This window comes from Sulfuricystis thermophila, from assembly GCF_004323595.1.
In the GTDB taxonomy this organism is placed as follows: Bacteria; Pseudomonadota; Gammaproteobacteria; order Burkholderiales; family Rhodocyclaceae; genus Sulfuricystis; species Sulfuricystis thermophila.
Map to the genome: position 1 here is coordinate 491620 of NZ_AP019373.1, position 26247 is coordinate 517866.

Here is a 26247-nt window from a genome sequence, read left to right on the forward strand (position 1 = left end):
GTCGGCGAGACCGGATTCGTTTGAAAGGTAGTTCATTCACGGGGCCGTCGATCTTTCTCGTCGGCATGATGGGGGCGGGCAAGACGACGCTGGGCCGTCGTCTTGCGCATGAGACCGGCCGCGAATTCATCGACCTCGATCGTGAGATCGAGCGGCTGACTGGCGTGACGGTGGCCACCATCTTCGAGATCGAAGGCGAGGCTGGTTTCCGGCTCAGAGAATCGCAGCTGCTGGCGGAGATCGCACTTCGTCCAGGTCTCGTCGTCGCCACGGGGGGGGGCGTGGTGCTCCATCCGCTCAACCGTGCGCGCCTGCTATCGAGTCGTTGCGTTGTATATTTACACGCTGAACCAGGCTTGATCTTTGCGCGCATCCGCCACGACCGCAGCCGTCCGCTGTTGCAGGTGGCCGACCCGCTGGCCAGGATCCGTCAGCTGGTCACCCAGCGCGATCCGCTCTACCGCGAAGTCGCCGATCTGGTCGTCGAGTCCGGCCGCGATGCGGCGGCGATCATGAACGAACTCAAGCAGTTGTTGCCGAGCCCATGCAGACGTTGACCATCGACCTCAAGGAACGCAGCTACCCGATCCTGATTGGCGCCGGCCTGCTGGCGGATCCCTCGGCCTTCGCCAGCCTGGCCGGGCGGCGTGTCGCCATCGTCACCAACGAAACCGTTGCTCCGCTCTATTTGGCGCGTCTGCAGGGCACGTTGACGCAAGTCGGCGCTGGCGTGACGGCACTGGTGCTGCCGGATGGGGAGGCTTACAAGAACTGGGAGACGCTCAACCGGATTTACGATCATCTGCTCGCCGAGCGCTGCGATCGGGGCACGACGATCGTCGCGCTCGGTGGGGGCGTGATCGGCGATCTGTCGGGCTTTGCCGCCGCCACATATCAGCGCGGTGTGCCGTTCATCCAGGTGCCGACGACGCTGCTGGCCCAGGTCGATTCGTCGGTGGGCGGCAAGACCGGCATCAATCATCCGCGTGGCAAGAACATGATCGGCGCCTTCTGGCAGCCGCGCCTGGTCGTCGCCGATACCGATACGCTGAATACCTTGCCAGACCGCGAGCTGTCCGCCGGCATGGCCGAGGTGATCAAATATGGTCTGATCCGTGACCTGCCGTTCCTCGACTGGCTCGATGACCACATGGAACGACTGATGGCGCGCGATGGCGAGCTGCTTGCCTTCGCGATCGAACGTTCCTGCGCCAACAAGGCGCAAGTCGTCGCCGGTGACGAGCTGGAAACCGCTAAAGAAGGTGGGCGGGCGCTGCTCAATCTGGGCCACACTTTCGGCCATGCGATCGAGGCCGGCGCGGGTTATGGCGTCTGGCTGCATGGCGAAGCGGTGGCGGCTGGCACCGTGATGGCGCTGGAGTTGTCGAGGCGACTGGGTTGGCTCGGCGAAGCCGATGTCGAGCGCGTGAGCAAGCTGTTCGAACGCGCCCATCTGCCGGTGCGGGGTCCCAGACTCGGCGCCGAGCGCTATCTCGACCTGATGGCGCACGACAAGAAAGTGCTCGAGGGCAGGCTGCGCCTGGTTCTCCTCAAGCGGCTCGGTGAAGCCATGACTTACGCCGAGGCGCCGATGTCGGAGATTCGCGCGGCGATCGAAACCTGCTGTGAGTGAGCTGGCCAGTTACGCCGTCGGCGAGCACAATTCACGCGGCCGGCAGCATCCCGAGCCGCGGCCGAAGACGCGCGGCGAATTCGCCCGCGACCGCGACCGCATCATTCATTCGACGGCGTTCCGCCGTCTCGAATACAAGACCCAGGTCTTCGTCAATCACGAAGGCGATCTGTTCCGCACGCGGCTGACGCATTCGATCGAGGTCGCACAGATCGCGCGCACCATCGCCCGCGCGCTCAAGCTCAACGACGATCTGACCGAAGCGATCGCGCTGGCGCACGATCTCGGCCACACACCGTTCGGCCACGCCGGGCAGGATGCGCTGAACGAATGCATGGCCGATTACGGCGGCTTCGAGCACAACCTGCAGTCCTTGCGTATCGTCGACAAGCTCGAGGAGCGTTACGGCGCCTTCGATGGGCTGAATCTGATGTTCGAGACGCGGGCGGGCATCCTCAAACATTGCTCACCAGCGAAAGCGCGCGAATTGGGCGAAGTCGCGGAGCGCTTTCTCACCGACCATCGTCCGTCGCTGGAGGCGCAGATCTGCAATCTCGCCGATCAGATCGCCTACAACAATCACGACGTTGATGATGGCCTCCGCTCCGGACTGCTCACCCTCGATGCGCTCGAATCGGTGAAGCTGTTCGCCGAACATCGGACGGCGGCGCTCAAGGAATTCCCGCACCTGACCGGCCGGCGGCTGATCCATGAAACCGTGCGCCGCATGATCGATGCACAGGTGACCGACCTGCTCGCGGAAACCCGGGCTCGTATCGCGCGGTTAGGGATTGCGATCCTCGACGATGTGGCCGTGGCGCCGCCGCTGGTCGCCTTTTCGCCAGCCATGCACGAAATGAACCGAGAGTTGAAACACTTCCTGCACACATCGCTTTATCGCCACTACCAGGTGGTACGCATGACGACCAAGGCGCGGCGCATCATCAAGGAGCTGTTTTCCGCTTTTCTTTCCGACATGCGGCTCCTGCCGGAAAAATACCGCGCGCTGGGGGAACGCGAGGGTGAGCCGCGGGCGATTGCCGACTATATTGCCGGCATGACCGACCGTTATGCGATCAAGGAGCATCGGCGTCTGTTCGCCGTCGGGGAACTCTGAGACCTGTGACGCCGGAAGGCCCTTGAAGGCGCTGGCGAATCTGCGTAACATCACGGGTTCGCTCGTTTTTGTCGATAGCGGGAAGGCGCGCTGGGCGCGCACGAACAGTATCGTTGCCGCCACGTCGTTTGGCTCCCCGGGACGTCGCACAACGGGCGCCCCGTTTTCTATTGAGGAAGCCAGCAATGACCATGCCCGAGCAGCAAGGTTTATACGAACCAGCCCAGGAGCGGGATGCCTGTGGCGTGGGTTTCGTCGCCCACATCAAGAACAAGAAAAGCCATGCGATCGTCACGCAGGGCCTGCAGATCCTGAAGAATCTCGAACATCGCGGCGCCACCGGCTATGACCCGCTGCTTGGCGATGGCGCCGGCATCCTGATCCAGATTCCCGATGCTTTCTTCCGCGCCGAAATGGCGCGGCAGGGTGTGGAGCTGCCGCCACCGGGCCAATATGGCGTCGGCATGATCTTCCTGCCGCGTGCGGCGGAGAGCCGTCGCGCCTGCGAGGCGGCCATCGAGCGCACGATCCGTTACGAAGGCCAGACGCTGCTCGGCTGGCGCGACGTGCCGGTCGACAACAGCGGGCTTGCGCAAGCCGCACGGGATGTCGAACCGGTGATGCGCCAGGTATTCATCGCCGCCGGTGAGGATGTCACCGACCAGGATGCGCTGGAACGCAAGCTCTACGTGATCCGCAAGGAAGCCGGCCACCGCGTGCAGGCGCTCAAGCTCCCCGACGGCAAGATGTTCTATGTGCCCTCGATGTCGACGCGCACCATCGTCTATAAGGGCATGCTGCTCGCCGATCAGGTCGGCCAGTATTTCCTCGATCTCAACGATGAGCGGGTGGTTACGGCACTGGCGCTGGTGCATCAGCGCTTCTCGACCAACACCTTCCCGGCGTGGGATCTCGCTCATCCTTTCCGCTTGATCGCCCACAACGGCGAGATCAACACCCTGCGCGGCAACGTGAACCGCATCCGTGCGCGCGAACACGGCATTTCCTCGAAGCTGCTCGGTGACGACCTGCAGAAGATCTGGCCCTTGATCTACGATGGCCAGTCGGATTCCGCCAGTTTCGACAATGCCTTGGAGCTTCTCGTGATGGGCGGCTACAGCCTGGCGCACGCGATGATGATGCTGATTCCCGAAGCCTGGTCCGGCAATCCGCTGATGGACGAGAATCGGCGTGCCTTCTACGAATACCACATGGCGCTGATGGAACCTTGGGATGGCCCAGCCGCGGTGGCCTTCACGGATGGCCGGCAGATCGGCGCCACGCTCGATCGCAACGGCCTGCGGCCGGCGCGATACCTGGTGACCGATGACGATCTCGTCGTCATGTCCTCCGAGATCGGCGTGCTGCCGATTCCCGAAGAACGCATCGTCAAGAAGTGGCGCCTGCAGCCGGGCAAGATGCTGCTGATCGACCTCGAAGCCGGTCGCATCATCGGCGACGATGAAATCAAGGACCAGTTGGCCACCGCCAAGCCCTACCGAGAATGGCTCTACATGTCGCGCCATTACCTCGAGGATCTGCCCGAAGTCGAGGCGGAGACCGCGCTGTCCGCACCGTTGCTCGATTTGCAGCAGGCATTCGGCTACACCCAGGAGGATTTCAAGTTCATCCTCGAGCCCATGGCAACGAAGGGCGAGGAAGCCACCGGCTCGATGGGCAACGACAGCCCGCTGCCGGTACTGTCGAACCGCAGCAAGCCACTGTTCAACTACTTCAAGCAACTTTTCGCCCAGGTCACCAACCCGCCGATCGACCCGATCCGCGAGGAAATCGTCATGTCGCTGATCTCGATGGTCAGCCCCAGCCCGAATCTGCTCGAGATCGACGCAAGCGAGCCAGCACCGCGTCTGCAAGTGCGGCAGCCCATCCTCACGCCGGCCGACATGGCCCGGCTGAAGGAGATCGACCGTTTGACGAATGGCACTTTCCGCGCCTGCGTGATCGATATCACCATGCCTGCCGCCGCGGGCCCTGCCGGCATGAGCGATGCCCTGTTCCGGGTCTGTTTCGAGGCCGAGCGTGCCATCGGCGAGGGCGCGAGCGTGATCATTCTCTCCGATCGCAACGTCGATGCCGAGCGTGCACCGATTCCCGCACTGCTGGCCTGCTCAGCCGTGCATCAGCACCTCGTCAAGACGGGCTTGCGCACTTCCTGCGGCCTGGTGATCGAAACCGGCGCTGCCCGCGAGGTGCATCATTTCGCGACGCTCGCCGGCTATGGCGCCGAGGCGATCCATCCCTGGCTCGCCTTCGAAAGCCTGGCGGCGATCGCGCCGACGCTGCCCGGTAAGCCGTCGCCCTATGACTGTCAGAAGAACTTCGTCAAGGCGATCGGCAAGGGATTGATGAAGGTGATGTCGAAGATGGGCATCTCCACCTACCAGTCCTACTGTGGCGCGCAGATTTTCGAGGCAGTGGGCTTGTCCTCCGATTTCGTCGCCCGCTATTTCACCGGCACGCCGACCAAGATCGAGGGCATCGGTCTCAAGGAAGTCGCGCGCGAGGCGCTGGCGACGCATGCCGCCGCGTTTGGCAACGATCCGCTCCTTGCCAACACGCTCGAGATCGGCGGCGAATATGCTTTCCGCGTGCGCGGCGAAGAGCATATGTGGACGCCCGACGCGATCGCCAAGCTGCAGCATGCGACGCGCGCGGGCAAGTTCAAGACCTATCAGGAATATGCAAAAATCATCAACGACCAGAGCCGCCGTTTGATGACGCTGCGCGGCCTGTTCGAAATCAAGCCGGCTGGCCCGCCCGTGCCGCTCGACGAGGTCGAGCCGGCGAGCGAGATCGTCAAGCGTTTCGCCACCGGCGCGATGTCGCTCGGCTCGATTTCCACCGAGGCGCACAGCACGCTGGCGATCGCGATGAACCGCATCGGCGGCAAGTCCAACACCGGCGAGGGCGGCGAGGATCCGAAGCGGTTCGCCAAGATCACCGCCCCGACGACGCTCGCCGGGGTGATCGGCGCCAACCGCGTCGAGCGCGACATTCCGCTCAAGGAAGGTGACAGCCTGCGCTCGGCGATCAAGCAGGTCGCTTCGGGCCGCTTCGGCGTGACGACCGAATATCTCGCCAACTCCGACCAGATCCAGATCAAGATGGCGCAGGGCGCGAAGCCCGGCGAAGGCGGCCAGTTGCCGGGTCACAAGGTATCGGACTACATCGGCTTTTTGCGCCACTCGGTGCCAGGCGTGCAGCTGATTTCGCCACCGCCGCACCATGACATCTATTCGATCGAGGATCTGGCGCAGCTGATCCATGACCTGAAGAATGCCAACCCGCAGGCGGATATCTCCGTCAAGCTGGTCTCGGAAATCGGCGTCGGCACGGTGGCTGCCGGTGTGGCCAAGGCCAAGGCCGACCATGTGGTGATTTCCGGTCACGACGGCGGCACCGGCGCCTCGCCCTGGTCGTCGATCAAGCATGCCGGCACGCCCTGGGAGCTGGGGCTCGCCGAGACGCAGCAGACCCTGGTGCTCAATCGCCTGCGCGGCCGCATCCGCGTACAGGTCGATGGCCAGATGAAGACCGGCCGTGACGTCGTCATCGGCGCGCTGCTCGGTGCCGACGAATTCGGCTTCGCCACCGCGCCGCTGGTGGTCGAAGGCTGCATCATGATGCGAAAGTGCCACCTCAACACCTGCCCGGTCGGCGTCGCCACCCAGGATCCGGTGCTGAGAAGGCGTTTCTCGGGACAGCCCGAACACGTCGTCAATTACTTCTTCTTCGTCGCCGAAGAAGTGCGCCAGTTGATGGCCGAAATGGGCATCCGCAAGTTCGACGATCTGATCGGTCGTGCCGATCTGCTCGATATGAAGAAAGGCATCAATCACTGGAAAGCGCGTGGCCTGGATTTCTCGCGCATCTTCTACATGCCGGCGATGCCTGCGGAGGTGGCCCGTCATCACTGCGAGATACAGGATCACGGCATCGAGCGCGCGCTGGATCACACGCTGATCGCCAAGGCGCGACCGGCGCTCGAACACGGCAAGAAGGTGGTCATCGAAACCGCGGTGAAAAACCGCAACCGCACCGTGGGCACGATGTTGTCTCATGAGGTGGCGAAACGCTACGGACATGCCGGTTTGCCGGATGACACCATCCATATCCGCATGAAGGGCACGGCCGGGCAGAGCTTTGGCGCTTTCCTGGCGCGTGGCATCACCCTGGAGCTCACCGGCGAGGCCAACGACTATGTCGGCAAAGGCCTGTGCGGCGGCCGGATCATCGTCAAGCCGCCCAAGGAATTCCGCGGCAAGCCCTGCGAGAACATCATCGTCGGCAACACCGTGCTGTATGGCGCGATCGAGGGCGAGGTATTCTTCCGCGGCGTCGCCGGCGAGCGTTTCGCGGTGCGCAACTCGGGCGCGACCGCTGTCGTCGAAGGCACCGGCGACCATTGCTGCGAGTACATGACGGGCGGCACCGTGGTCGTGTTGGGCCGCACCGGGCGCAACTTCGCCGCTGGCATGTCGGGCGGCATCGCCTATGTGCTCGACGAGGATGGCGATTTCGCCGCGCGCTGCAATCTGTCGATGGTGAAGCTGGAAAAGGTCCTGCCGGCAGAAAAACAGCCTGACGATGGCACGCGTCATTGCGACAGCGCCGACGAGGTGCTGCTCAAGTCGCTGATCGAGAAGCATCAGGCGGCCACCGGTAGCGAGATGGCGCGACGTGTCTTGGCCGACTGGCCGGTTTTCCGTGAGAAGTTCGTCAAGGTATTCCCGCATGAATACCGTCGGGCGCTGACCGAAATGGCGGCCAAGCAGCTGAAGGAGGCAGCATGAAGTCCCCCATCCCCCCAGCCCCCTTCCCGAGGAAGGGGGAGACTGCGAGCTCGCTTCGCTCGTATTTCGTTGATTGGCTGCCTCCTTGGGGCGGCCCTGCGGAGGCAGCATGAAGTCCCCCATCCCCCCAGCCCCCTTCCCGCGAAAGTGGGAGACTGCAGGCTCTTTTCGCTTGAGTTTTGTTGATTGGCTGCCTTCTTGGGGCGGCCCTGCGGAGGCAGCATAATGGGCAAGCCCACCGGTTTTCTTGAGTTCGAGCGCGTTTCCGAAGGCTACGAGCCGGTCGATCAGCGCCTGAAGCACTATCACGAATTCGTCGCCCGTCTCACCGACGAGCAGGCCAAGGTACAGGGCGCGCGCTGCATGGATTGCGGCATCCCATTCTGCAACAACGGTTGTCCGGTGAACAACAACATCCCGGACTTCAACGATGCGGTGTATCGCGGCGACTGGCGCGCGGCGCTGGACATCCTGCATTCGACCAACAACTTTCCCGAAGTCACGGGGCGGGTTTGTCCGGCCCCCTGCGAGGCGGCGTGCACGCTGAACATCAATGCCAAGCCCGTCGGCATCAAGTCACTCGAGCATGCGATCATCGATCGCGCCGGCGAGAACGGCTGGGTCGTGCCGCTGATCGCCACCGTCAAGACCGGCAAGAAGGTCGCCATCGTCGGCTCCGGCCCGGCGGGGCTGGCTGCCGCTCAGCAGCTGGTGCGCGCCGGGCATGACGTGACGGTGTTCGAGAAGAACGATGCCATCGGCGGCCTGATGCGTTATGGCATACCGGACTTCAAGCTCGACAAGCGCGTGATCGAATGGCGCGTCGCGCAGCTCAAGGTCGAGGGCGTGAAGTTCCGCCTGAAAACGCTGGTGGCGGCAGACGACAAGCTGCCGAAGGGCGTGGCCTGCGATGCGACGAAGCTCATCGCGCCCGCCGAGCTGCTCGCAGAGTTCGATGCGGTGATCCTCGCCGGCGGCGCCGAGACGCCGCGCGATCTACCGATCCCGGGCCGCGAGCTCGACGGCGTGCACTTCGCGCTCGAATTCCTGATCCCACAGAACAAAGAAGTCGGCGGCGGCCGCAAGAATCCGATCAACGCACATGGCAAGCGCGTCGTCGTGATCGGCGGCGGTGATACCGGTTCCGACTGCGTCGGCACCTCCAACCGCCATGGCGCCGCGAGTGTCACGCAAATCGAACTGCTGCCCAAGCCGCCCGAACGGGAAGACAAGCTGCTCACCTGGCCCTATTGGCCGAACAAGCTGCGCACCTCATCGTCCCATGAGGAAGGCTGCACGCGCGACTGGGCGATCGCCACCAAGGAGTTCATCGGCGAGAAGGGGAAACTCAAGGCGCTCAAGTGCGTGCGTCTCGACTGGAGCGGCGGCAAGATGAAGGAGATCCCGGGTTCCGAGTTCTTCATCGAAGCCGATCTCGTCTTCCTCGCCATGGGCTTCACGCAGCCGGTGCAGGCCTTGCTTGATGCCTTCGGCGTGGCCAAGGACGCGCGCGGCAATGCGGCGGCGACCACCGATGGCCCCGGCTGCTATGCGACCAGCGTGCCCAAGGTGTTCGCCGCCGGCGACATGCGGCGCGGCCAGTCGCTGGTGGTCTGGGCGATCCGCGAGGGGCGTCAGTGTGCCCGTGCGGTCGACGAGTTCCTGATGGGGACGAGCCTCCTGCCGCGCTGACCCAGGGTGCGCGCGATGCTCGACGTCGTCATCCTCGCTGCCGGCCAGGGCAAGCGCATGCACTCATCGCTGCCGAAGGTGCTGCATCCAGTCGCCGGCAAGCCGATGCTCGCGCATGTCATCGACACGGCGCGGCAACTCGAACCGGCGCAGATCTGCGTGGTCTATGGCCATGGCGGCGAGGCCGTGCGCGAGGCGCTCGAGGCGCCCGATCTCATGTGGGCGAAACAGGAACCGCAGCTCGGCACCGGCCATGCGGTGATGCAAGCCCTGCCTCTGCTCAAAGTCGGCGCTGGTGACACGGCACAAGTGCTCGTCCTCTACGGCGATGTGCCGCTGATTCGGGCTGCGACACTCGAGCGGCTGATCGACGCGGCTGGAAACGACAAGCTTGCGCTGCTCACCGCGCAGCTCGATGATCCGCATGGCTATGGTCGTATCGTGCGTGTCGATGGCCAGGTCGTACGCATCGTCGAGGAGAAGGATGCCGACGATGCCGAACGAATGATCCGCGAGGTCAATACCGGCATCCTCGTCGCGCCGGGCGCTGCGCTGGTGCGCTGGCTGCCACGACTCTCGAACAGCAATGCGCAAGGCGAGTACTACCTGACCGACATCGTCGCCTTGGCCGTGGCCGACGGCGTCGAGATCGTCACCGCGCAGCCGGCTGACTGCTGGGAAACCGACGGGGTCAACAGCAAAGCCCAGCTGGCACGTTTGGAGCGCATCCACCAGCGCAACATCGCCGAAGCCCTGATGGCGCAGGGCGTGACCTTGGCCGACCCAGAGCGCATCGACGTGCGCGGGGAACTCATCTGCGGCCGCGATGTGTTCATCGATGTCAATTGCGTCTTCGAAGGCCACGTCGAGCTGCACGATGGCGTGCGCATCAATGCCCACTGCGTGATCCAGGATGCCGTGGTGGGACCGAACTCGATCATCGGCCCTTTCGCCCGCTTGCGGCCGGGCACCGTGCTCGCCGAAGACGTGCATATCGGCAACTTCGTCGAGGTCAAGAATTCGACCATCGCTGCCCATTCGAAGGCGAACCATCTCGCCTACATCGGTGATACGACGATGGGCAGCCGCGTCAATGTCGGCGCCGGCACGATCACCTGCAACTACGACGGCGCCAACAAGCACCGCACCGTGATCGAGGACGACGTCTTCATCGGCTCGGACACGCAGCTCGTCGCGCCGGTGACCGTCGGCCGTGGTGCGACGCTCGGCGCCGGCACGACCTTGACGCGTGACGCGCCCCCCGACCAGCTCACCCTCTCGCGCGCGAAGCAGGTGACGGTTCCCGGCTGGAAGCGGCCGGTCAAGAAGAAAAAGGAATAAAACATGTGCGGCATCGTCGCAGCGGTGGCCAATCGCAACATCGTTCCAGTGCTCATCGAGGGATTGCGCAAGCTCGAATACCGCGGCTACGATTCGGCGGGTCTCGCGGTACTCAATCCAGGCCTGACGCGCGTGCGCAGCGTCGGCCGTGTCAGTGAGCTCGCCTCCCAGGCCGAGGGTCTGACCGCGGAAATCGGCATCGCCCACACGCGCTGGGCAACGCATGGCGTGCCCTGCGAAAAGAATGCCCATCCCCACGTGTCAGGTGGGCTTGCCGTCGTCCATAACGGCATCATCGAGAACTACGCCGAGCTCAAACAGGAACTCATGGGCAAGGGCTATGCCTTCACTTCGGATACCGACACCGAGGTGATCGCCCACCTCATCAGGGCAACGTTGGATTCGTGCTCCGGCCTCTTCGAGGCGGTGCAGCGCGCAACGCAGCGCCTTACCGGCGCTTATGCGATTGCGGTGCTGTGTGAGGGGGGCAGCCGCATCGTCGTGGCCCGTCACGGCGCACCGCTGCTGCTCGGCATTGGCACGGATGGCCACTATGCCGCCTCGGATGCCGCGGCGCTGTTGCAGGTCACGCGCCGCATGGTCTATCTGGAAGACGGCGATGTCGCCGAATTGCGGCGCGATGGCTACCGGATCGTCGGCGCTGGCGGCACGGCAGTTGAACGCGCAGTGCATGAGAGCACCCTTTCTGCCGAGGCGGTCGAACTGGGGAATTACCGCCACTACATGCAAAAGGAGATCTTCGAGCAGCCGCAGGCGCTGGCGGCGACGCTCGAGCTGATCGGCGGCGCGCAGACTTTCTCGGCCCACCTGTTCGGCGCCAGTGCGCCGGAAGTCTTCACCGACGTGAAATCAGTGTTGATCGTCGCCTGCGGCACGAGCTACCACGCCGGCCTCGTGGCGCGCTACTGGATCGAGCAGCTGGCCGGCATTCCCTGCACCGTCGAGGTGGCGAGCGAATACCGCTATCGCGTCTCGGTGCCCGATCCCGATGAGCTCGTCGTGGCGATCTCGCAGTCGGGCGAGACGGCCGATACGCTCGCTTCGATCAGACATGCCAAGTCCCTCGGCATGACGAAGACATTGGCAATCTGCAATGTGCCGGAGTCCGCCATCGTGCGCGAATGCGCATTGCGTTTCCTGACACGCGCCGGTCCGGAGATCGGCGTGGCCTCGACCAAGGCGTTCACCACGCAGCTCGTCAGCCTGTTCCTGCTCGCTGCAACCTTGGCCAAGCAAAACGGCCGGCTGACGGCGGATCAGGAGGCCGCTTACCTCGCCTCGCTGCGTCATCTGCCGGTGGCGGTACAAAAAGTGCTGGCCCTGGAGCCCGAGATCGCCGCCTGGGCACAGCGCTTCGCCGGCAAGCGCCATGCGCTGTTCCTCGGTCGGGGACATCATTATCCGATCGCGCTCGAAGGCGCGCTGAAGCTGAAGGAAATCTCCTACATCCATGCCGAAGCCTATCCGGCCGGCGAGTTGAAACACGGGCCGCTCGCCTTGGTGGATAAGGAAATGCCGGTGGTGAGCGTCGCCCCAAACGACGCGCTGCTCGAAAAGCTGAAATCCAACCTCAAGGAAGTCGCGGCGCGCGGCGGCGAGCTCTATGTCTTCGCCGATGCCGATTCCCAGGTCGAGGAGGAAGCGGGTTTGCACATCCTGCGCCTGCCCGAGCATTACGGGCTGCTCTCGCCGGTACTGCATGTCGTGCCCCTGCAGCTGTTGGCTTATCATGCGGCACAGGTCCTGGGCACCGACGTCGACAAGCCGCGCAATCTCGCCAAGTCGGTGACCGTCGAATAACGATCGTCAGGGAGAGTCAGAGATGCCGAAATTCCATACCGCTTCGATTCGTGCCGTCGCCCTCGTCGGCCACGGTGGCGCCGGCAAGACCACGCTGGCCGAGGCCTTGCTCGCCCGTGCCGGTGTGATTCCGGCCGCCGGCAGCGTCGAGAAGGGCAACACCGTCTGCGACTACGATGCGCAGGAAAAGGCCGCCGGTCACTCGCTGCAGTCGGCGCTGGTCAATTTCGCCTGGGAAGACGTGCATGTGCATCTCATCGATACGCCGGGCTATCCCGATTTCGCCGGTCAGGCCCTCGCGGCCTTGGCGGGGGTCGATACGGCGCTCGTCGTGATCAATGCCCAGACCGGCGTGGAGCTGATGACCGAGCGCATGATGCGTGCCGCCCAGCAGCGTGGCCTCGCCTGCATGATCGTGGTCAACAAGATCGATGCCGAGAACCTCGATCTTTCCGGGCTGATGGCCGACATCCGCGCGCGCTTCGGCCCGGCCTGCAAGTTTCTCGATTTGCCCACGCCCGATCATCGCCAGGTCGTCGAGGTGATGGAACACGACTCGGGTGAGGCCGACATCGATACGGTGGCTCACGCCCATCGGGAGCTGATCGATCAGCTCGTCGAAGAGGATGAGAGCCTGATGGAGCGCTATCTCGAAGACGGCAAAGACCCATCGACTGGCGAGCTTCATGCGCCGTTCGAAAAGGCACTGCGGGAAGGTCATCTGATCCCGGTGCTGTTCGTCTCGGCGAAGACCGGCGTGGGGCTAGACGAACTGTTGCACGTGCTGGCGACGCTCGCGCCCAATCCTGCCGAGGCCAACGTGCCGCCGTTCTACAAGGATGGCAAGCCGTTCCAGCGCGAGCCGGATGCGAACAAGCACGTGCTGGCCCACGTCTTCAAGGTGATCGTCGACCCCTACATGGGCAAGGTGGGCGTATTCCGCGTCCATCAGGGCACGATCAGGAAGGATTCGCAGCTTTTCGTCGGCGATGGCAAGAAGCCGTTCAAGGTCGGCCATCTGTACCAGTTGCAGGGCAAGGATTACGTCGAGGTCGATGAGCTGTTGCCGGGCGATCTGGGCGCGATCGCCAAGGTCGAGGAAATCGAATTCGACAGCGTCCTGCACGACTCGCACGACGAGGATCATATTCATCTCAAGCCGCTCGAATTCCCGAAACCGATGCAGGGCCTGGCCGTCGAGACGACCAAGAAGGGCGACGAACAGCGGCTGTTCGAAATCCTCCATAAGCTCGAGCTCGAAGACCCCTGCTTCAAGGTCGAACGTCATCCAACCACGCACGAGACCGTGATCTTCGGTCTCGGCGAGATGCACCTCAAAACCAAGCTCGAGCGCATGGCGACGCAATACAAGCTGGAGCTCGCCACCCGTCCGCCGCAGATTCCCTACCGCGAGACGGTCACTCGGCCGGCAGAGGGACACTGCCGCCACAAGAAGCAATCGGGCGGCGCCGGCCAGTTCGGCGAGGTGTATCTGAAAATTGAACCACTGGAGCGCGGAGCTGGCTTCGAATTCGTCGATCAGGTCAAGGGCGGCGTGATCCCCGGCGTGTTCATGCCGGCGGTCGAGAAAGGCGTGCGCATGGCGCTCGAAGGCGGCGTGGTCGCGGGCTTTCCGGTCGAGGATGTGCGCGTCATCGTCTATGACGGCAAGACCCACCCGGTCGATGGCAAGGAGGTCGCCTTCGTCCAGGCGGGCAAGAAAGCCACCATCGCCGCCGTGCAGGCGGCCGCTCCGGTGGTGCTCGAACCGATCGTGCGCATCGAAGTGCACGCCGACGAGGACCAGATGGGCGACATCGCCGGCGACCTGTCGAGCCGCCGCGGCCACGTGACGGGCACCGCGGCACGCGGCGCGGGCCGCATCGCGGTGATGGGCGAGGTGCCGCTCGCCGAGATCGGTGACTATGCCTCGCGCTTGAAGTCGCTGACCGGCGGGCGCGGCAGCTACACGATCGAGTTCTCGCACTACGCGCAGGTGCCGCCGCCGGTGCAGCAGAAGTTGGCGGCTTCGTTCCAATTGAAGGAAGACGAGGAGTGAAGTAGCATCGGGCTGCCATGCGCCGAATCCAGAGCCTGCTGATGATTCTGATCTCGCTGTGGCTGCCGATCCAGGCAGCCGCGGCGGTGACCATGCCGTTCTGCCGCCATGCGCCGGAACAGGCGGTCACGGCCGCGGCGCATTGCCACGAGCAGGCTGCGGAGCAGGTCGCACCGGCCAAGGTGGGCGATCTCGATTGTGATAACTGCACGCTGTGCCATCTCGCCTGCACTGGCTTTCTGCTGGCGGCTGTCAGTGCAACGCCTTCTCCGCTGACGGCGAGCATCCTGGTGCCGAAGCTGCAGCCGGCGATGTCCAGCCACATCCCCGAACCGCCGCAACAACCCCCCAGACGCTGAACGCCCAGTCAGGCAGGACCTGCCGTCCTGCCAACGCCGGTATTCGTTCAACTTTTGTCTGGAGGTCGTCATGAAATCCCTTGCATCCCTGCTGGCTGCGGCCAGCCTGCTCGTTTCCGCCCATGTTTCCGCTGCCGAGGAATTGTCCGAAGGCATCGTCAAGAAGATCGATGCGCCAACCCAGCGCATCATGCTCGCCCACGGGCCGATCAAGAACCTCGGCATGATGCCGATGACCATGATGTTCAAGGTCAAGGAGCCGGCAATGCTCAAGGCCGTTTCGGTCGGCGACAAGGTGCGGTTCCGGGTCGAGGACATCGGCGGCAACTACACGATCACCCGCCTCGAACGGGCGAAGTAGCCATGCGCGCCCTCCCCCTGTGGCTGACGGTGTGCCTCACCGTCGGCGGGGTGGCGCTGGCGCAGGAAGAGGCAGCGCGCGGCGGGGACGTCGCCCTTGGCGGCCGTGTCGAGCAGCTGCTCGCCTTCGCGCGCGAGCGTCATCCCGAATTCGCGGCGATGCGTCACGAGGCGGCCGCTGCCGCCCTGCGCATCGAAGCGGCGGGCGCGTTGCCCGATCCGATGTTCGGCATCGAACTGCGCGACTTCGCCACGCCCGATGCCGGCCCGAACCTGCTGCCGGCGCGCGTCGGCAGCACGCGCTACACCGTGACGCAAAGCCTGCCCTGGTTCGGCAAGCGCGATCTCAAGCGCGACATCGCCGCAGCCAGCACCAGCGAAGCGGAAGGGCGCGCCCAGCTTGCCTGGATCAATCTCGCCTGGCAGATCAAGCAGACCTTCGCGCAGCACTATTTGCTTCAGAGCCGGCTGCGCTATGGCCGGGAAAACCTCGATCTGCTCGAACGGCTCGAGCGGATCGCGTTGGCGCGCTATGGCAGCGGGCTGGTCCCACAGCAAGACGTGATCCGCGCACAGACCGAACGTACCGCCCTGGCGAGCGAGCTCGTCCAGCTCGAAAGCGAACAGGCGCAGACCGCGACGCGCATGAAGAGCCTGCTCGGCGCAGACGCCGGAGTAAAGTTGCTACCGCCCGAACGGCTGCGTCCCCTGCCGCCGGCCGCACGTCTCGACGCCGCGGCACTGCAGGAGCGGCTCCTCGCTGCCAATCCGCGCCTGGCCATCGAGGCGGCGCGCATTAGCGCGGCCGAGAAAGCGCGCGAGCTGACCTACAGAAACCGCTACCCGGACGTCAGCGTCGGTCTGGCCGCGATCCAGTCACGCGACCGTGTCACCGGCTGGGATCTGATGTTCGAGATCAACATCCCGCTGCAGCAGGACAGCCGCCGCGCGCAAGAGCATGAGGCCGAGCGCATGTTGGAGGCCGCCAGGAGCCGCCGCGAGGCGGCGCTGAATCAGGTGAATGCGGAATTGCAGGAAAACCTCACGGCCCTGCATGCCGCGCGCCGTGTCGAGGAACTGGTGAGCCTGCGCCTCTTGCCACAGGCCGAACTCACGCTGCAATCGGCGCTGGCCGGGTATGAAACCGGCAAGGTCGATTTCGCCACCGTGCTGGATGCGCAACGACAGATCCGCAAAGCCAAGGAAGACCTCGTGCGCGCGCGCGTCACGCAGGAGCTGCGCCGCGCCGACATCGAGCGTGCGATCGGAGACGAACTATGAAGAACATGGCGATCATCGTGCTGCTGGTCATCGCCGGCCTGGGCGGTTACTGGCTGGGCGGGCGGAAAGTCGGCGCTGACGGTACGGCACTGCAGAGCGCTGCGGCGCCGTCAGGCAAAAAAATCCTCTACTACCGCAATCCGATGGGCCTCCCCGACACCTCACCGACACCCAAGAAGGATGCGATGGGCATGGACTACATCCCCGTGTATGAGGGGGAGGAAGAAGGCATTGAGGGCGCGGTGAAGATCAGCCCGGCGAAGGTGCAGAAGCTCGGCGTGCGCACCGAGGCGGCCGCCCTGCGCAAGCTGTCGCGTCCGATTCGCGCGGTCGGCCGCGTCGCGGTCGACGAGCGGCGCGTCTATGCCATCGCGCCGAAGTTCGAAGGCTGGATCGAGCGTCTCTTCGTCAATGCCACCGGCCAGCCGGTCGGCCGTGGCCAGGCGCTGTTCGAGGTCTATAGCCCGGAGCTCGTCTCGGCGCAACGCGAATACCAGATCGCCGCCCGCGCGGTCGACCAGCACGACGGCGCGGCGCAATCGAGTTTGCGTCCGGTGGCCGAAGCGGCCTTGGCGCGCCTGCGCAACTGGGACATTTCATTGGAGCAGATCGAGCGGCTCAAGGCGGGCGGCGAGCCCACGCGCACGCTGATCTACCGTTCGCCCGTCGCCGGCGTGGTGCTCGAGAAGAAAGCGCTGCAAGGGCAGCGCTTCACGCCCGGCGAGGCGCTCTACCAGATCGCCGATATCGGCACGGTCTGGGTGCTGGCCGATGTCTTCGAGCGCGACATCGCCGCGGTGAGGGTCGGCATGCCGGTGACGGTGAAGATCGACGCCTGGCCCGGGCGCGAATTCGCTGGCAGGGTCGGCTTCATCTACCCGACGCTCGATGCCACCACGCGCACGGTGCCGGTGCGCATCGAGCTGACGAATCCGCGCGGCGAATTGCGCCCGGCGATGTATGCGAACGTCGATATCAAGGCTGACGCGGGCGGGACGACGCCTGCGGGGAAAGTCGGCGCTGACAGGACGGCACTGACCGTGCCGGTATCGGCGGTGATCGACGGCGGGACTTCCCAGCGCGTCATCGTACAGTTGGCGGAAGGCCGCTTCGAGCCGCGCGAGGTGAAGCTGGGCGTGAGGAGCGACGACTATGTCGAGGTGATAGAAGGCGTCCGGGAAGGTGAGCAGGTCGTGGTTGCCGCCAACTTCCTGATCGATTCGGAAAGCAATCTCAAGGCGGCACTCGGCGGGATGAGGGAGGCAAAGACCCCGGTCAGTCACCAGGCAGTCGGCACGCTCGATGGCATCGAGGCGGATGGCACGCTGATGATCTCCCACGAACCGGTGGCGAGTCTGAACTGGCCGAAGATGACGATGGGCTTCGTGCCCGCCCATGCCGCGCTGGCGGCGAATCTCAAGCCGGGAATGCCCATCGCCTTCGAGTTCGTCGAAAGGCGGCCCGGCGAGTGGGTGATCACGAAGATCGAGAGGCGCTGAAATGCTTTCACGGCTCATCGACTGGTCGGCGCGCAACCGGTTCCTCGTCTTGCTCGTCACGCTGGGCGTCGTGCTGGCGGGCAGCTACGCCCTGCTGAAGACGCCGCTCGACGCGCTGCCCGATCTCTCCGACGTCCAGGTGATCGTCTATACCGAGTTCCCCGGCCAGGCGCCGCAGGTGGTCGAGGACCAGGTCACCTATCCGCTGACCACGGCGCTGCTCGCAGTGCCGAAGTCGAAGGTGGTGCGCGGCTTTTCGTACTTCGGCGCAAGCTTCGTCTACGTGATCTTCGAGGACGGCACCGACCCCTACTGGGCGCGTTCCCGCGTGCTCGAATACCTCAACACGGTGGCCGGCCGCCTGCCGCAGAATGTGTCGCCCAGCCTCGGGCCGGATGCCTCGGGCGTGGGCTGGGTGTTCCAGTATGCGGTGCTCGGCGCGAACCGGACGCTGGCCGAGCTGCGCACCCTGCAAGACTGGTATCTGCGCTACCCGCTCACCAAGGCACAGGGGGTCGCCGAGGTGGCAAGCATCGGCGGCTATCAGCAGCAGTACCAGGTGGTGGTCGACCCCATCAAGCTGCGCGGCTACGGCATCCCGCTGGCGGCCGTCACCAACGCGATCCGCAACTCGAACCGCGACGTCGGCGGCCGTGTCGTCGAACTGGCCGAGACCGAATACATGGTGCGCGGGCGCGGTTACCTCACGGGCAAGACCGATCTCGAACGGCTGGTGGTGAAAGCGGACCGGGGCACGCCGGTGCTGCTCTCGGATGTCGCACGCGTCGAGCTCGGTCCCGACGAGCGGCGCGGGCTTGCCGAACTCAACGGCGAAGGCGAGGTGGTATCGGGCATCGTCGTCGCACGGCATGGCCAGAACGCGCTCGAAGTCATCGGCAACATCAAGGAGAAGATCCGCGAAGCCGCAGCGGGCCTGCCCGAAGGCGTGACGATCGAGACAGTGTATGACCGTTCGGAACTGATCGAGCGCGCGATCAATACGCTGCAGGCGACGCTGAGCGAGGAGGCGCTGATCGTGGCCGCCGTGTGCGTCGTCTTCCTGCTGCATGTGCGCAGCGCCTTGGTGGCGATCCTGATGCTGCCCGTCGGCGTGTTGATCGCCTTCATCGCGATGCGCCTCATCGGCATCAACTCGAACATCATGAGCCTGGGGGGCATCGCCATCGCCATTGGCGCGATGGTCGATGCGGCGATCGTGATGATCGAGAATGCGCACAAGCATCTCGAACGGCTCGAGCCGGGCGAATCGCGCAGCGAAGCGATGATCGCCGCGTGCAAGGAAGTCGGCCCGGCGCTGTTCTTCTCGCTGTTGATCATCACCGTCTCCTTCCTGCCGGTATTCACGCTCGAAGCGCAGGAAGGCCGGCTGTTCGCGCCGCTGGCGTGGACCAAGACCTTCGCGATGGCCGGCGCGGCGCTGCTGTCGGTGACGCTGGTGCCGGTGCTGATGCTGCTGTTCGTGCGCGGGCGCATCCTGCCCGAGACGCAAAACCCGGTGAATCGCTTGCTGATCGCGCTCTACCGGCCGATGATCGCGCTGGTGATGCGCTGGAAGCTGACGACGATCCTCGTTGCGGTCTTGGTGATGCTGATCTCGCTCTGGCCGGTGCGGCAGCTCGGCAGCGAATTCATGCCGACGCTCAACGAAGGCACGCTGTTCTACATGCCGACCGGCCTGCCGGGGATGTCGGTGACCAAGGCGGCCGAGCTGCTGCAAACGCAGAACAAGATCATCAAGAGCTTTCCCGAGGTGGCCTCGGTGATCGGTAAGGCCGGCCGCGCCAATACGGCGACCGATCCGGCGCCGCTCGAGATGTTCGAGACGGTGATCAACCTCAAGCCCGAGCAGGAATGGCGCCCGGGCATGACCCTCGACACGCTGATCGCCGAGATGGACAAGGCGTTGCAGTTTCCCGGGATCGCCAATTCGTGGACGATGCCGATCAAGGCGCGCATCGACATGCTCTCGACCGGTATCCGCACGCCGGTCGGCATCAAGGTATTCGGCAAGGACCTCAAAGAGATGGAGGCACTGGCGCGCAGCATCGAGCAGGTGGTGAAGACCGTACCCGGCACCCGCTCCGCCTATGCCGAGCGCATCACCGGTGGCTGGTATCTCGACATCACGCCAGACCGGGCGCAGCTGGCGCGCTATGGCATCCTCGTCAATGATCTGCAGGAAGTCGTCGCCACGGCGCTCGGTGGCGAGAGCGTGACGACCACCGTCGAAGGGCGCGAGCGCTATGGAGTGGCCGTGCGCTATCCGCGCGAGTTGCGCGACGACCCCGCGAAGATCGCCGCTCATGTGCTGGTGCCGGCGATGGCCGACGCTACGCAAATGAGGGGTGGGCCTCCCGTCATGGTGCCGCTGGGGCAGGTCGCCAAGGTGAGCATCGAAAATGGCGCGCCGGCGATCCGCACCGAAAATGCGCTGCTGTCAGCCTACATCTACGTCGATATCGAGGGGCGCGACATCGGCTCGTATGTGAAAGACGCGCAGCGCGCGGTGGCCGAGCAGGTGTCGTTCCCGCCGGGAACGTATGTCACCTGGAGCGGGCAGTTCGAGTACATGGAGCGGGCGCTGGAGCGGCTGAAGATCGTCGTGCCGGCAACGCTACTGATCATCTTCCTGCTGCTCTACCTCAACTTTCGGCAGCTCGCGCCGACGCTGATCGTGATGCTCTCGGTGCCCTTTGCACTGGTCGGCGGCCTCTGGCTGCTCTGGGGACTCGATTACAACCTCTCGGTCGCAGTCGCGGTGGGCTTCATCGCCCTGGCCGGCGTGGCCGCCGAGACCGGCGTGGTGATGCTGATCTACCTCGATCACGCCTGGGCGGCGGCGAAGCAAAAGTCGGCGCTGGCGGGACGGCAGCCGACGGTTGCCGACCTTTACGCGGCGGTGATGGCCGGGGCGGTGGAGCGCGTGCGGCCGAAGATGATGACCGTGGTGGCGATCATGGCCGGCCTGTTGCCGATCATGTGGGGCAGCGGCACCGGCTCGGAGGTGATGCGCCGCATCGCCGCGCCGATGGTGGGCGGCATGATTTCGTCGACCCTTCTGACGCTGGTCGTGATCCCGGCGCTCTACGCGCTGATCGAGGAATGGCGGCTTCGGAGGCAACGGGTGACGTTGACGTCAACGTCAACGTAAGCCAGAATCGCCGCAACGCGTTAATCTGCAATCCCAGCCCCGGAGGCCCTTGCCATGTCCGATCCCGCCATCGCCGCGAAGCTTGCCCCCTACAAGCCGAAGCACAAGGTGCGCTTCGTCACCGCCGCCGCGCTGTTCGACGGTCACGATGCCGCGATCAACATCATGCGGCGCATCCTGCAGGCCACCGGCGTCGAGGTGATCCATCTCGGCCACAACCGTTCGGTGCAGGAGATCGTCAATGCCGCACTGCAGGAAGACGTGCAGGGCATCGCCGTCACTTCCTACCAGGGCGGGCATGTCGAGTTCTTCAAATACATGATCGATCTGTTGCGGCAAAACGGCGGCGGCGAGATCAAGGTGTTCGGCGGCGGTGGCGGCGTGATCGTGCCGGACGAGATCCGCGAGCTGCACGCTTATGGCGTGACGCGCATCTACTCGCCCGAGGACGGCGCGCAGCTGGGTTTGCAGGGCATGATCGACGATGTGGTGGCGCAAAGCGATTTCGCGTTACCGGGTAATGTGACACTGGCGGAATTGAAGAGTGGCGACCGGCGCAAGCTCGCGCGCGCGATCACGCAGCTGGAGAACGATCCTCAGGGGGCTTTTGCTGAAGCCGTGCGGGCGGCCGAAGTGGCTGCCGTGCCGGTGCTCGGCATCACCGGCACTGGTGGCGCAGGCAAGTCTTCCTTGACGGACGAATTGATTCGCCGCTTCCGGCTCGATCAGGACGACCGTCTGCGCATTGCCGTGATTTCCATCGACCCGTCGCGCAAGCGCACCGGCGGCGCCCTCTTGGGCGACCGCATCCGCATGAACGCGATCGAACACCCGCACATCTTCATGCGCTCGATGGCGACGCGCGAGGCGGGCAGCGAGATTTCCGCCGCCCTGCCGGAGGTGATCAAGGCCTGCAAGCTCTCCGGTTTCGACCTGATCATCGTCGAGACCTCCGGCATCGGCCAGGGCGATGCGGCGATCGTGCCGCATGTCGATTGCGCGCTGTATGTGATGACGCCGGAATTCGGCGCGGCGAGCCAGCTCGAGAAGATCGACATGCTCGACTTCGCCGACTTCGTCGCCATCAACAAGTTCGACCGCAAAGGGGCGCTCGATGCGCTGCGCGACGTGCGCAAGCAATACCAGCGCAACCACGGACTGTTTGCCGCCCGCGTCGAGGACATGCCGGTGTTCGGCACCCAGGCCGCGCGCTTCAATGACGATGGGGTGACGGCGCTCTACCAGCATTTGGCGGAGCATCTCGTCGGCAAAGGGCTCAAGCTCCAGCCTGGCAAGCTGCCCAGGGTCACCACGAAACATTCCTCGCCGGGCCGCGCCATCGTCCCCGCGGCGCGCAGCCGCTATCTCGCCGAGATTGCCGACACCGTGCGCGCCTATCACACGCATGTCGCTGAACAGGTCGCCATCGCGCGCGAGCGTCAGAGCCTGCGTCTCTCCAAGGCCGTTTTCGCCGGCTGCGGCAAAGCGACGGACCATTTCGACGAGCTGATCGCCTGGAAGGATGGCCAGTTCGATCCCAAAGCCAAAAAACTGCTCGAGATGTGGCCCGATACCGTCAAGGCCTATGGCGGCGACGAATATGTCGTGAAGATTCGCGACAAGGAAATCCGCACCAAACTCACCCACGAGACGCTCTCCGGCACGAAGATCCGCAAGGTGGTGCTACCGAAATTCGAGGACGAGGGCGAGCGGCTGCGCTGGCTGATGAAGGAGAATGTGCCGGGCAGCTTCCCCTATACCGCCGGGGTGTTCGCCTTCAAGCGTGAGAACGAGGATCCGACCCGGATGTTCGCCGGCGAGGGCGATGCCTTCCGCACCAATCGGCGTTTCAAGAAACTCTCCGAGGGCATGCCGGCCAAGCGTTTGTCTACCGCCTTCGATTCGGTAACGCTGTATGGCTGCGATCCCGACGAGCGGCCGGACATCTACGGCAAGATCGGCAACTCCGGCGTGTCGATCGCCACCCTCGACGACATGAAGGTGCTCTACGACGGCTTCGATCTGTGCGATCCGGCGACCTCGGTGTCGATGACCATCAATGGCCCGGCGCCGATCATCCTGGCGATGTTCTTCAACACCGCGATCGACCAGCAGCTCGACAAATTCCGGCTGGAGAACGGCCGCGAGCCGACCGAGGACGAGGCGGAGAAGATCCGCGAGTGGGTGCTCTCCACCGTGCGCGGCACGGTGCAGGCCGACATCCTCAAAGAAGACCAAGGCCAGAACACCTGCATCTTCTCGACCGAGTTCGCGTTGAAGATGATGGGCGACATCCAGGAATTCTTCGTGCACAACCAGGTGCGGAACTTCTACTCGGTGTCGATCTCCGGCTATCACATCGCCGAAGCCGGCGCGAATCCGATCTCCCAGCTCGCCTTCACGCTCGCCAACGGCTTCACCTACGTCGAGTCGTATCTGGCGCGCGGCATGCACATCGACGACTTCGCGCCCAACCTCTCCTTCTTCTTCTCGAACGGCATGGATGCCGAATACACGGTGATCGGCCGCGTCGCCCGGCGCATCTGGGCCGTGGCGATGAAGCACAAGTACGGCGCCAACGAGCGCAGTCAGAAACTCAAATACCACGTGCAGACCTCGGGCCGCAGCCTGCACGCACAGGAGATGGCCTTCAACGACATCCGCACCACGCTGCAGGCGCTGATCGCCATTTACGACAACTGCAACAGCCTGCACACCAATGCCTATGACGAAGCGATCACCACGCCGACCGAGGAGAGCGTGCGCCGGGCGATGGCGATCCAGCTAATCATCAACCGCGAGTGGGGCCTGGCGAAGAACGAGAATCCCAATCAGGGCAGCTTCGTCATCGAGGAGCTCACCGATCTGGTCGAGGAGGCGGTGCTCAAGGAATTCGAGGCGCTCGCCGAGCGCGGCGGCGTGCTCGGCGCCATGGAAACGGGTTATCAGCGCGGCAAGATCCAGGAAGAATCGCTCTACTACGAGCAGAAGAAGCACGACGGCTCGCATCCGATCATCGGGGTCAATACCTTCCGCAATCCGCATGGTGACCCGATTCCGGAAAAACTCGAGCTCGCCCGCTCGACCGAGGAAGAAAAGCGCTCGCAGATCGAGCGCCTGCGTGCTTTTCAGGCTCGTCATGCCGCGGAGTCGGGGCCGATGCTGGCACGCCTCAAGCAGACCGTGATCGACAACGGCAATGTGTTCGAGGTGTTGATGGATGCCGTGCGCGTGTGCTCGCTGGGGCAGATTTCCGCGGCGCTCTATGAGGTCGGCGGGCAGTATCGGCGCTCGATGTGACTCACCCGTCCCGCCGGCTGCCGACTCGTTTCGGAAAGTCGGCGCTGGCGGGACGGCACCCTCGCCTAGGCGACCGTCTCGTACAGCCGCCAATCGCCGTCACCGGTCAGTTCCAAAACGCGGCGATGGAAGCGCAGCAGCGTGTCGCGATGGCTGACGCTGATCAATGTCGTGCCGGCCGCCGCCAGTTCCTGATACAGCGCGGCTTCGTTGTCGGGGTCGAGCGCACTGGTCGCCTCGTCGAGCACCGCGTAACGCGGGCGTGACAGCAACACGCGAGCAATGGCGATGCGTTGTTGCTCGCCGATCGAAAGCGTCTTTGACCAATCACGTTCGGCATCCAGCCCGCCGCAGCGCTCGGCGAGCGTCGGCAGATGTACGCGTTCGAGCAGGCGCAGCAATTCGCTGTCGCTGACACGACGCTCGGGCTCCGGGTAAGACAATTGCTGGCGCAGGCTGCCAAGGATCATGTAGGGCTGCTGCGGCAGGAACATCATTTGTGTCTGCGGCGGGCGGACGATTCGCCCGCTGCCGCGGCACCACAGGCCGGCGAGCGCGCGCAGCAAGGAGCTCTTGCCCATGCCGCTGGCGCCGGCGATCATCAGGCTGGCGCCCGGTTCGATCGTCAGCGACAGATCGGCGATGATGAGCCGCTCGCCGCCGGGCGTCTGCAATGTCACGTGTTCGAGCGCCAGCTGCGGGCCTTCGATCACCTCGATCCGTTCGGCGCCAGGCAGCCGATGGCCGGGTGGCGCGGCCAGCACGCGCGCGAAGGTGTGTAGACGATCGATGCCCGCGGCGAAGCGGCTTAAGCCCTCGAAGTTGTCGACGATCACCGACAGCGCCGTGAGCACGGCGACGAAGGCGCCGCTCGCCTGTACCGCCTTGCCGACTTCGAGTTCGCCCGAGAGCACGTCGTGGGCGATCAGCGCGCTCGGCAGCACGATCGTCAGTAGGCTGAAGGCATACTGGAACAGGTTGAGGAACAGCTGGCTGCGGATCAGCCGGTTGTAGTTTTCGTAGAGGGCGGCGAAGCGCCGGCGTACCTGTTGCGATTCCTGCGCCTCGCCGCGGTAGAAGGCGATTGCCTCGGCGTTCTCGCGGATACGCACCAGACCAAAACGGAAATCCGCTTCGCGGCGTAGCTGCAGGAAATTCAGGCCGAGAAGGACGCGGCCGAACACGGCGAGCGTGACACTGGTGCCGAATACTGCGTAGCCGACGAGGAAATAGACCAGGCTGTGCGAGATCGACCAGAGCACGACGCTGAAGGCGACGAGCTGCATGATGGAGCCGATCAGGATCAGCAGGTAGTAGAGCGAACGCTGCGTGAAGGTGTTGATGTCCTCGGCGATGCGCTGGTCCGGATTGTCGATCGCGCTGTTGGCATTCAGCGCGTAGTAGTGGCGCGCGGCGAAGTAACTGTCGAGAAAACGGTCGGTCAGCCAGCGTCGCCAGAAAATGCCGAGTTTGTCGCGCACATAGTAATAAAACGCATAGGCCGGCACGGCCAGTGCCAGCAGTGCCAGGCTATAGCGGATCGCGGCCCAGAAGCGTTCCGCCTGATGCGCCGCCAATGCGGACGTGAATTCGCCGGTCTGCTCGTTGAGCAGCACGGCGATGCGCGCCTGGGCCAGCAGCAGGGCGAGGAGCAGCACGAGAAAGCCCCAGGCGCGCCACTTTTCCTCATGGCGCCAGTAAGGGGCGGCGATGGTCCAAAAGCGGTGCCAGACCGGCCGATCGGTGAGACGCATGGACTGGGCACCGCTGCTATGATTTGCCCTATCCGCCGGGCATGG

15 protein-coding genes are annotated in these 26247 nt (G+C 64.4%); 14 read left to right on the top strand and 1 reads right to left on the bottom strand.

Annotated features, from left to right (window positions below; all coding sequences use genetic code 11):
• Positions 1 to 20 precede the first annotated feature (20 nt).
• The 14 genes from M52SOB_RS02540 (at position 21) to icmF (ending at position 24448) form a co-directional block, all read left to right on the top strand.
• Positions 21 to 557: a shikimate kinase gene (locus tag M52SOB_RS02540; RefSeq protein WP_284155170.1), complete on the top strand. Its 537-nt coding sequence runs from the start codon at positions 21 to 23 to the stop codon at positions 555 to 557.
• On the top strand, positions 545 to 1633 hold the full coding sequence (gene aroB, locus M52SOB_RS02545; RefSeq protein WP_131110434.1) for a 3-dehydroquinate synthase: 1089 nt from the start codon (positions 545 to 547) through the stop codon (positions 1631 to 1633). The genes M52SOB_RS02540 and aroB overlap by 13 nt, the downstream gene beginning before the upstream one ends.
• Entirely contained in the window at positions 1626 to 2750 is a 1125-nt protein-coding gene (locus tag M52SOB_RS02550; protein WP_131110435.1) for a deoxyguanosinetriphosphate triphosphohydrolase, read from the top strand. Before aroB ends, M52SOB_RS02550 begins: the two co-directional genes overlap by 8 nt.
• Before the next feature lie 185 nt (positions 2751 to 2935).
• On the top strand, positions 2936 to 7564 hold the full coding sequence (gltB, locus tag M52SOB_RS02555) for a glutamate synthase large subunit (protein WP_131110436.1): 4629 nt from the start codon (positions 2936 to 2938) through the stop codon (positions 7562 to 7564).
• Between the two features lie 225 nt (positions 7565 to 7789).
• On the top strand, positions 7790 to 9256 hold the full coding sequence (locus tag M52SOB_RS02560; protein ID WP_131110437.1) for a glutamate synthase subunit beta: 1467 nt from the start codon (positions 7790 to 7792) through the stop codon (positions 9254 to 9256).
• Between the two features lie 15 nt (positions 9257 to 9271).
• Positions 9272 to 10597 carry a bifunctional UDP-N-acetylglucosamine diphosphorylase/glucosamine-1-phosphate N-acetyltransferase GlmU gene (gene glmU, locus M52SOB_RS02565; RefSeq protein WP_131110438.1) on the top strand — a complete coding sequence of 442 codons (1326 nt, stop codon included), beginning with the start codon at positions 9272 to 9274 and terminating at the stop codon, positions 10595 to 10597.
• Between the two features lie 3 nt (positions 10598 to 10600).
• Positions 10601 to 12418 carry a glutamine--fructose-6-phosphate transaminase (isomerizing) gene (gene glmS / locus M52SOB_RS02570; RefSeq protein ID WP_131110439.1) on the top strand — a complete coding sequence of 606 codons (1818 nt, stop codon included), beginning with the start codon at positions 10601 to 10603 and terminating at the stop codon, positions 12416 to 12418.
• Positions 12419 to 12440: 22 nt separating this feature from the next.
• Positions 12441 to 14477, top strand: coding sequence for an elongation factor G (fusA, locus tag M52SOB_RS02575; RefSeq protein WP_131110440.1), 2037 nt, complete (start codon positions 12441 to 12443; stop codon positions 14475 to 14477).
• A 17-nt stretch (positions 14478 to 14494) separates the two neighbouring features.
• A complete protein-coding gene (locus M52SOB_RS02580) occupies positions 14495 to 14836 on the top strand; it encodes a hypothetical protein (RefSeq protein ID WP_131110441.1) in 342 nt (113 codons plus the stop codon).
• Positions 14837 to 14906: 70 nt separating this feature from the next.
• The gene (locus M52SOB_RS02585) at positions 14907 to 15197 is read left to right on the top strand and encodes a copper-binding protein (RefSeq protein WP_131110442.1); all 291 of its coding nucleotides are present in this window, start codon (positions 14907 to 14909) and stop codon (positions 15195 to 15197) included.
• 2 nt (positions 15198 to 15199) lie between these two features.
• The gene (locus M52SOB_RS02590; protein ID WP_131110443.1) at positions 15200 to 16477 is read left to right on the top strand and encodes a TolC family protein; all 1278 of its coding nucleotides are present in this window, start codon (positions 15200 to 15202) and stop codon (positions 16475 to 16477) included.
• Positions 16474 to 17976, top strand: coding sequence for an efflux RND transporter periplasmic adaptor subunit (locus tag M52SOB_RS02595; RefSeq protein WP_131110444.1), 1503 nt, complete (start codon positions 16474 to 16476; stop codon positions 17974 to 17976). The genes M52SOB_RS02590 and M52SOB_RS02595 overlap by 4 nt, the downstream gene beginning before the upstream one ends.
• A 1-nt stretch (position 17977) precedes the next feature.
• Positions 17978 to 21148, top strand: coding sequence for an efflux RND transporter permease subunit (locus M52SOB_RS02600; RefSeq protein ID WP_131110445.1), 3171 nt, complete (start codon positions 17978 to 17980; stop codon positions 21146 to 21148).
• Positions 21149 to 21202: 54 nt separating this feature from the next.
• Positions 21203 to 24448, top strand: coding sequence for a fused isobutyryl-CoA mutase/GTPase IcmF (gene icmF, locus M52SOB_RS02605; protein WP_131110446.1), 3246 nt, complete (start codon positions 21203 to 21205; stop codon positions 24446 to 24448).
• A 65-nt stretch (positions 24449 to 24513) separates the two neighbouring features.
• Here icmF and M52SOB_RS02610 read toward each other — a convergent pair whose 3' ends face one another.
• Positions 24514 to 26202 carry an ABC transporter ATP-binding protein/permease gene (locus tag M52SOB_RS02610; RefSeq protein WP_131110447.1) on the bottom strand — a complete coding sequence of 563 codons (1689 nt, stop codon included), beginning with the start codon at positions 26200 to 26202 and terminating at the stop codon, positions 24514 to 24516.
• Positions 26203 to 26247 lie beyond the last annotated feature (45 nt).

Excerpts from the sequence above, each read along its gene's own strand:
- icmF (WP_131110446.1), top strand. The coding sequence starts at position 21,203 with ATGTCCGATCCCGCCATCGCCGCGAAGCTTGCCCCCTACAAGCCGAAG.
- fusA (WP_131110440.1), top strand. The coding sequence starts at position 12,441 with ATGCCGAAATTCCATACCGCTTCGATTCGTGCCGTCGCCCTCGTCGGC.
- gltB (WP_131110436.1), top strand. The coding sequence starts at position 2,936 with ATGACCATGCCCGAGCAGCAAGGTTTATACGAACCAGCCCAGGAGCGG.
- M52SOB_RS02585 (WP_131110442.1), top strand. The coding sequence starts at position 14,907 with ATGAAATCCCTTGCATCCCTGCTGGCTGCGGCCAGCCTGCTCGTTTCC.
- M52SOB_RS02560 (WP_131110437.1), top strand. The coding sequence starts at position 7,790 with ATGGGCAAGCCCACCGGTTTTCTTGAGTTCGAGCGCGTTTCCGAAGGC.
- M52SOB_RS02600 (WP_131110445.1), top strand. The coding sequence starts at position 17,978 with ATGCTTTCACGGCTCATCGACTGGTCGGCGCGCAACCGGTTCCTCGTC.
- glmS (WP_131110439.1), top strand. The coding sequence starts at position 10,601 with ATGTGCGGCATCGTCGCAGCGGTGGCCAATCGCAACATCGTTCCAGTG.
- M52SOB_RS02590 (WP_131110443.1), top strand. The coding sequence starts at position 15,200 with ATGCGCGCCCTCCCCCTGTGGCTGACGGTGTGCCTCACCGTCGGCGGG.
- M52SOB_RS02595 (WP_131110444.1), top strand. The coding sequence starts at position 16,474 with ATGAAGAACATGGCGATCATCGTGCTGCTGGTCATCGCCGGCCTGGGC.
- glmU (WP_131110438.1), top strand. The coding sequence starts at position 9,272 with ATGCTCGACGTCGTCATCCTCGCTGCCGGCCAGGGCAAGCGCATGCAC.
- aroB (WP_131110434.1), top strand. The coding sequence starts at position 545 with ATGCAGACGTTGACCATCGACCTCAAGGAACGCAGCTACCCGATCCTG.
- M52SOB_RS02580 (WP_131110441.1), top strand. The coding sequence starts at position 14,495 with ATGCGCCGAATCCAGAGCCTGCTGATGATTCTGATCTCGCTGTGGCTG.
- M52SOB_RS02610 (WP_131110447.1), bottom strand. The coding sequence starts at position 26,202 with ATGCGTCTCACCGATCGGCCGGTCTGGCACCGCTTTTGGACCATCGCC.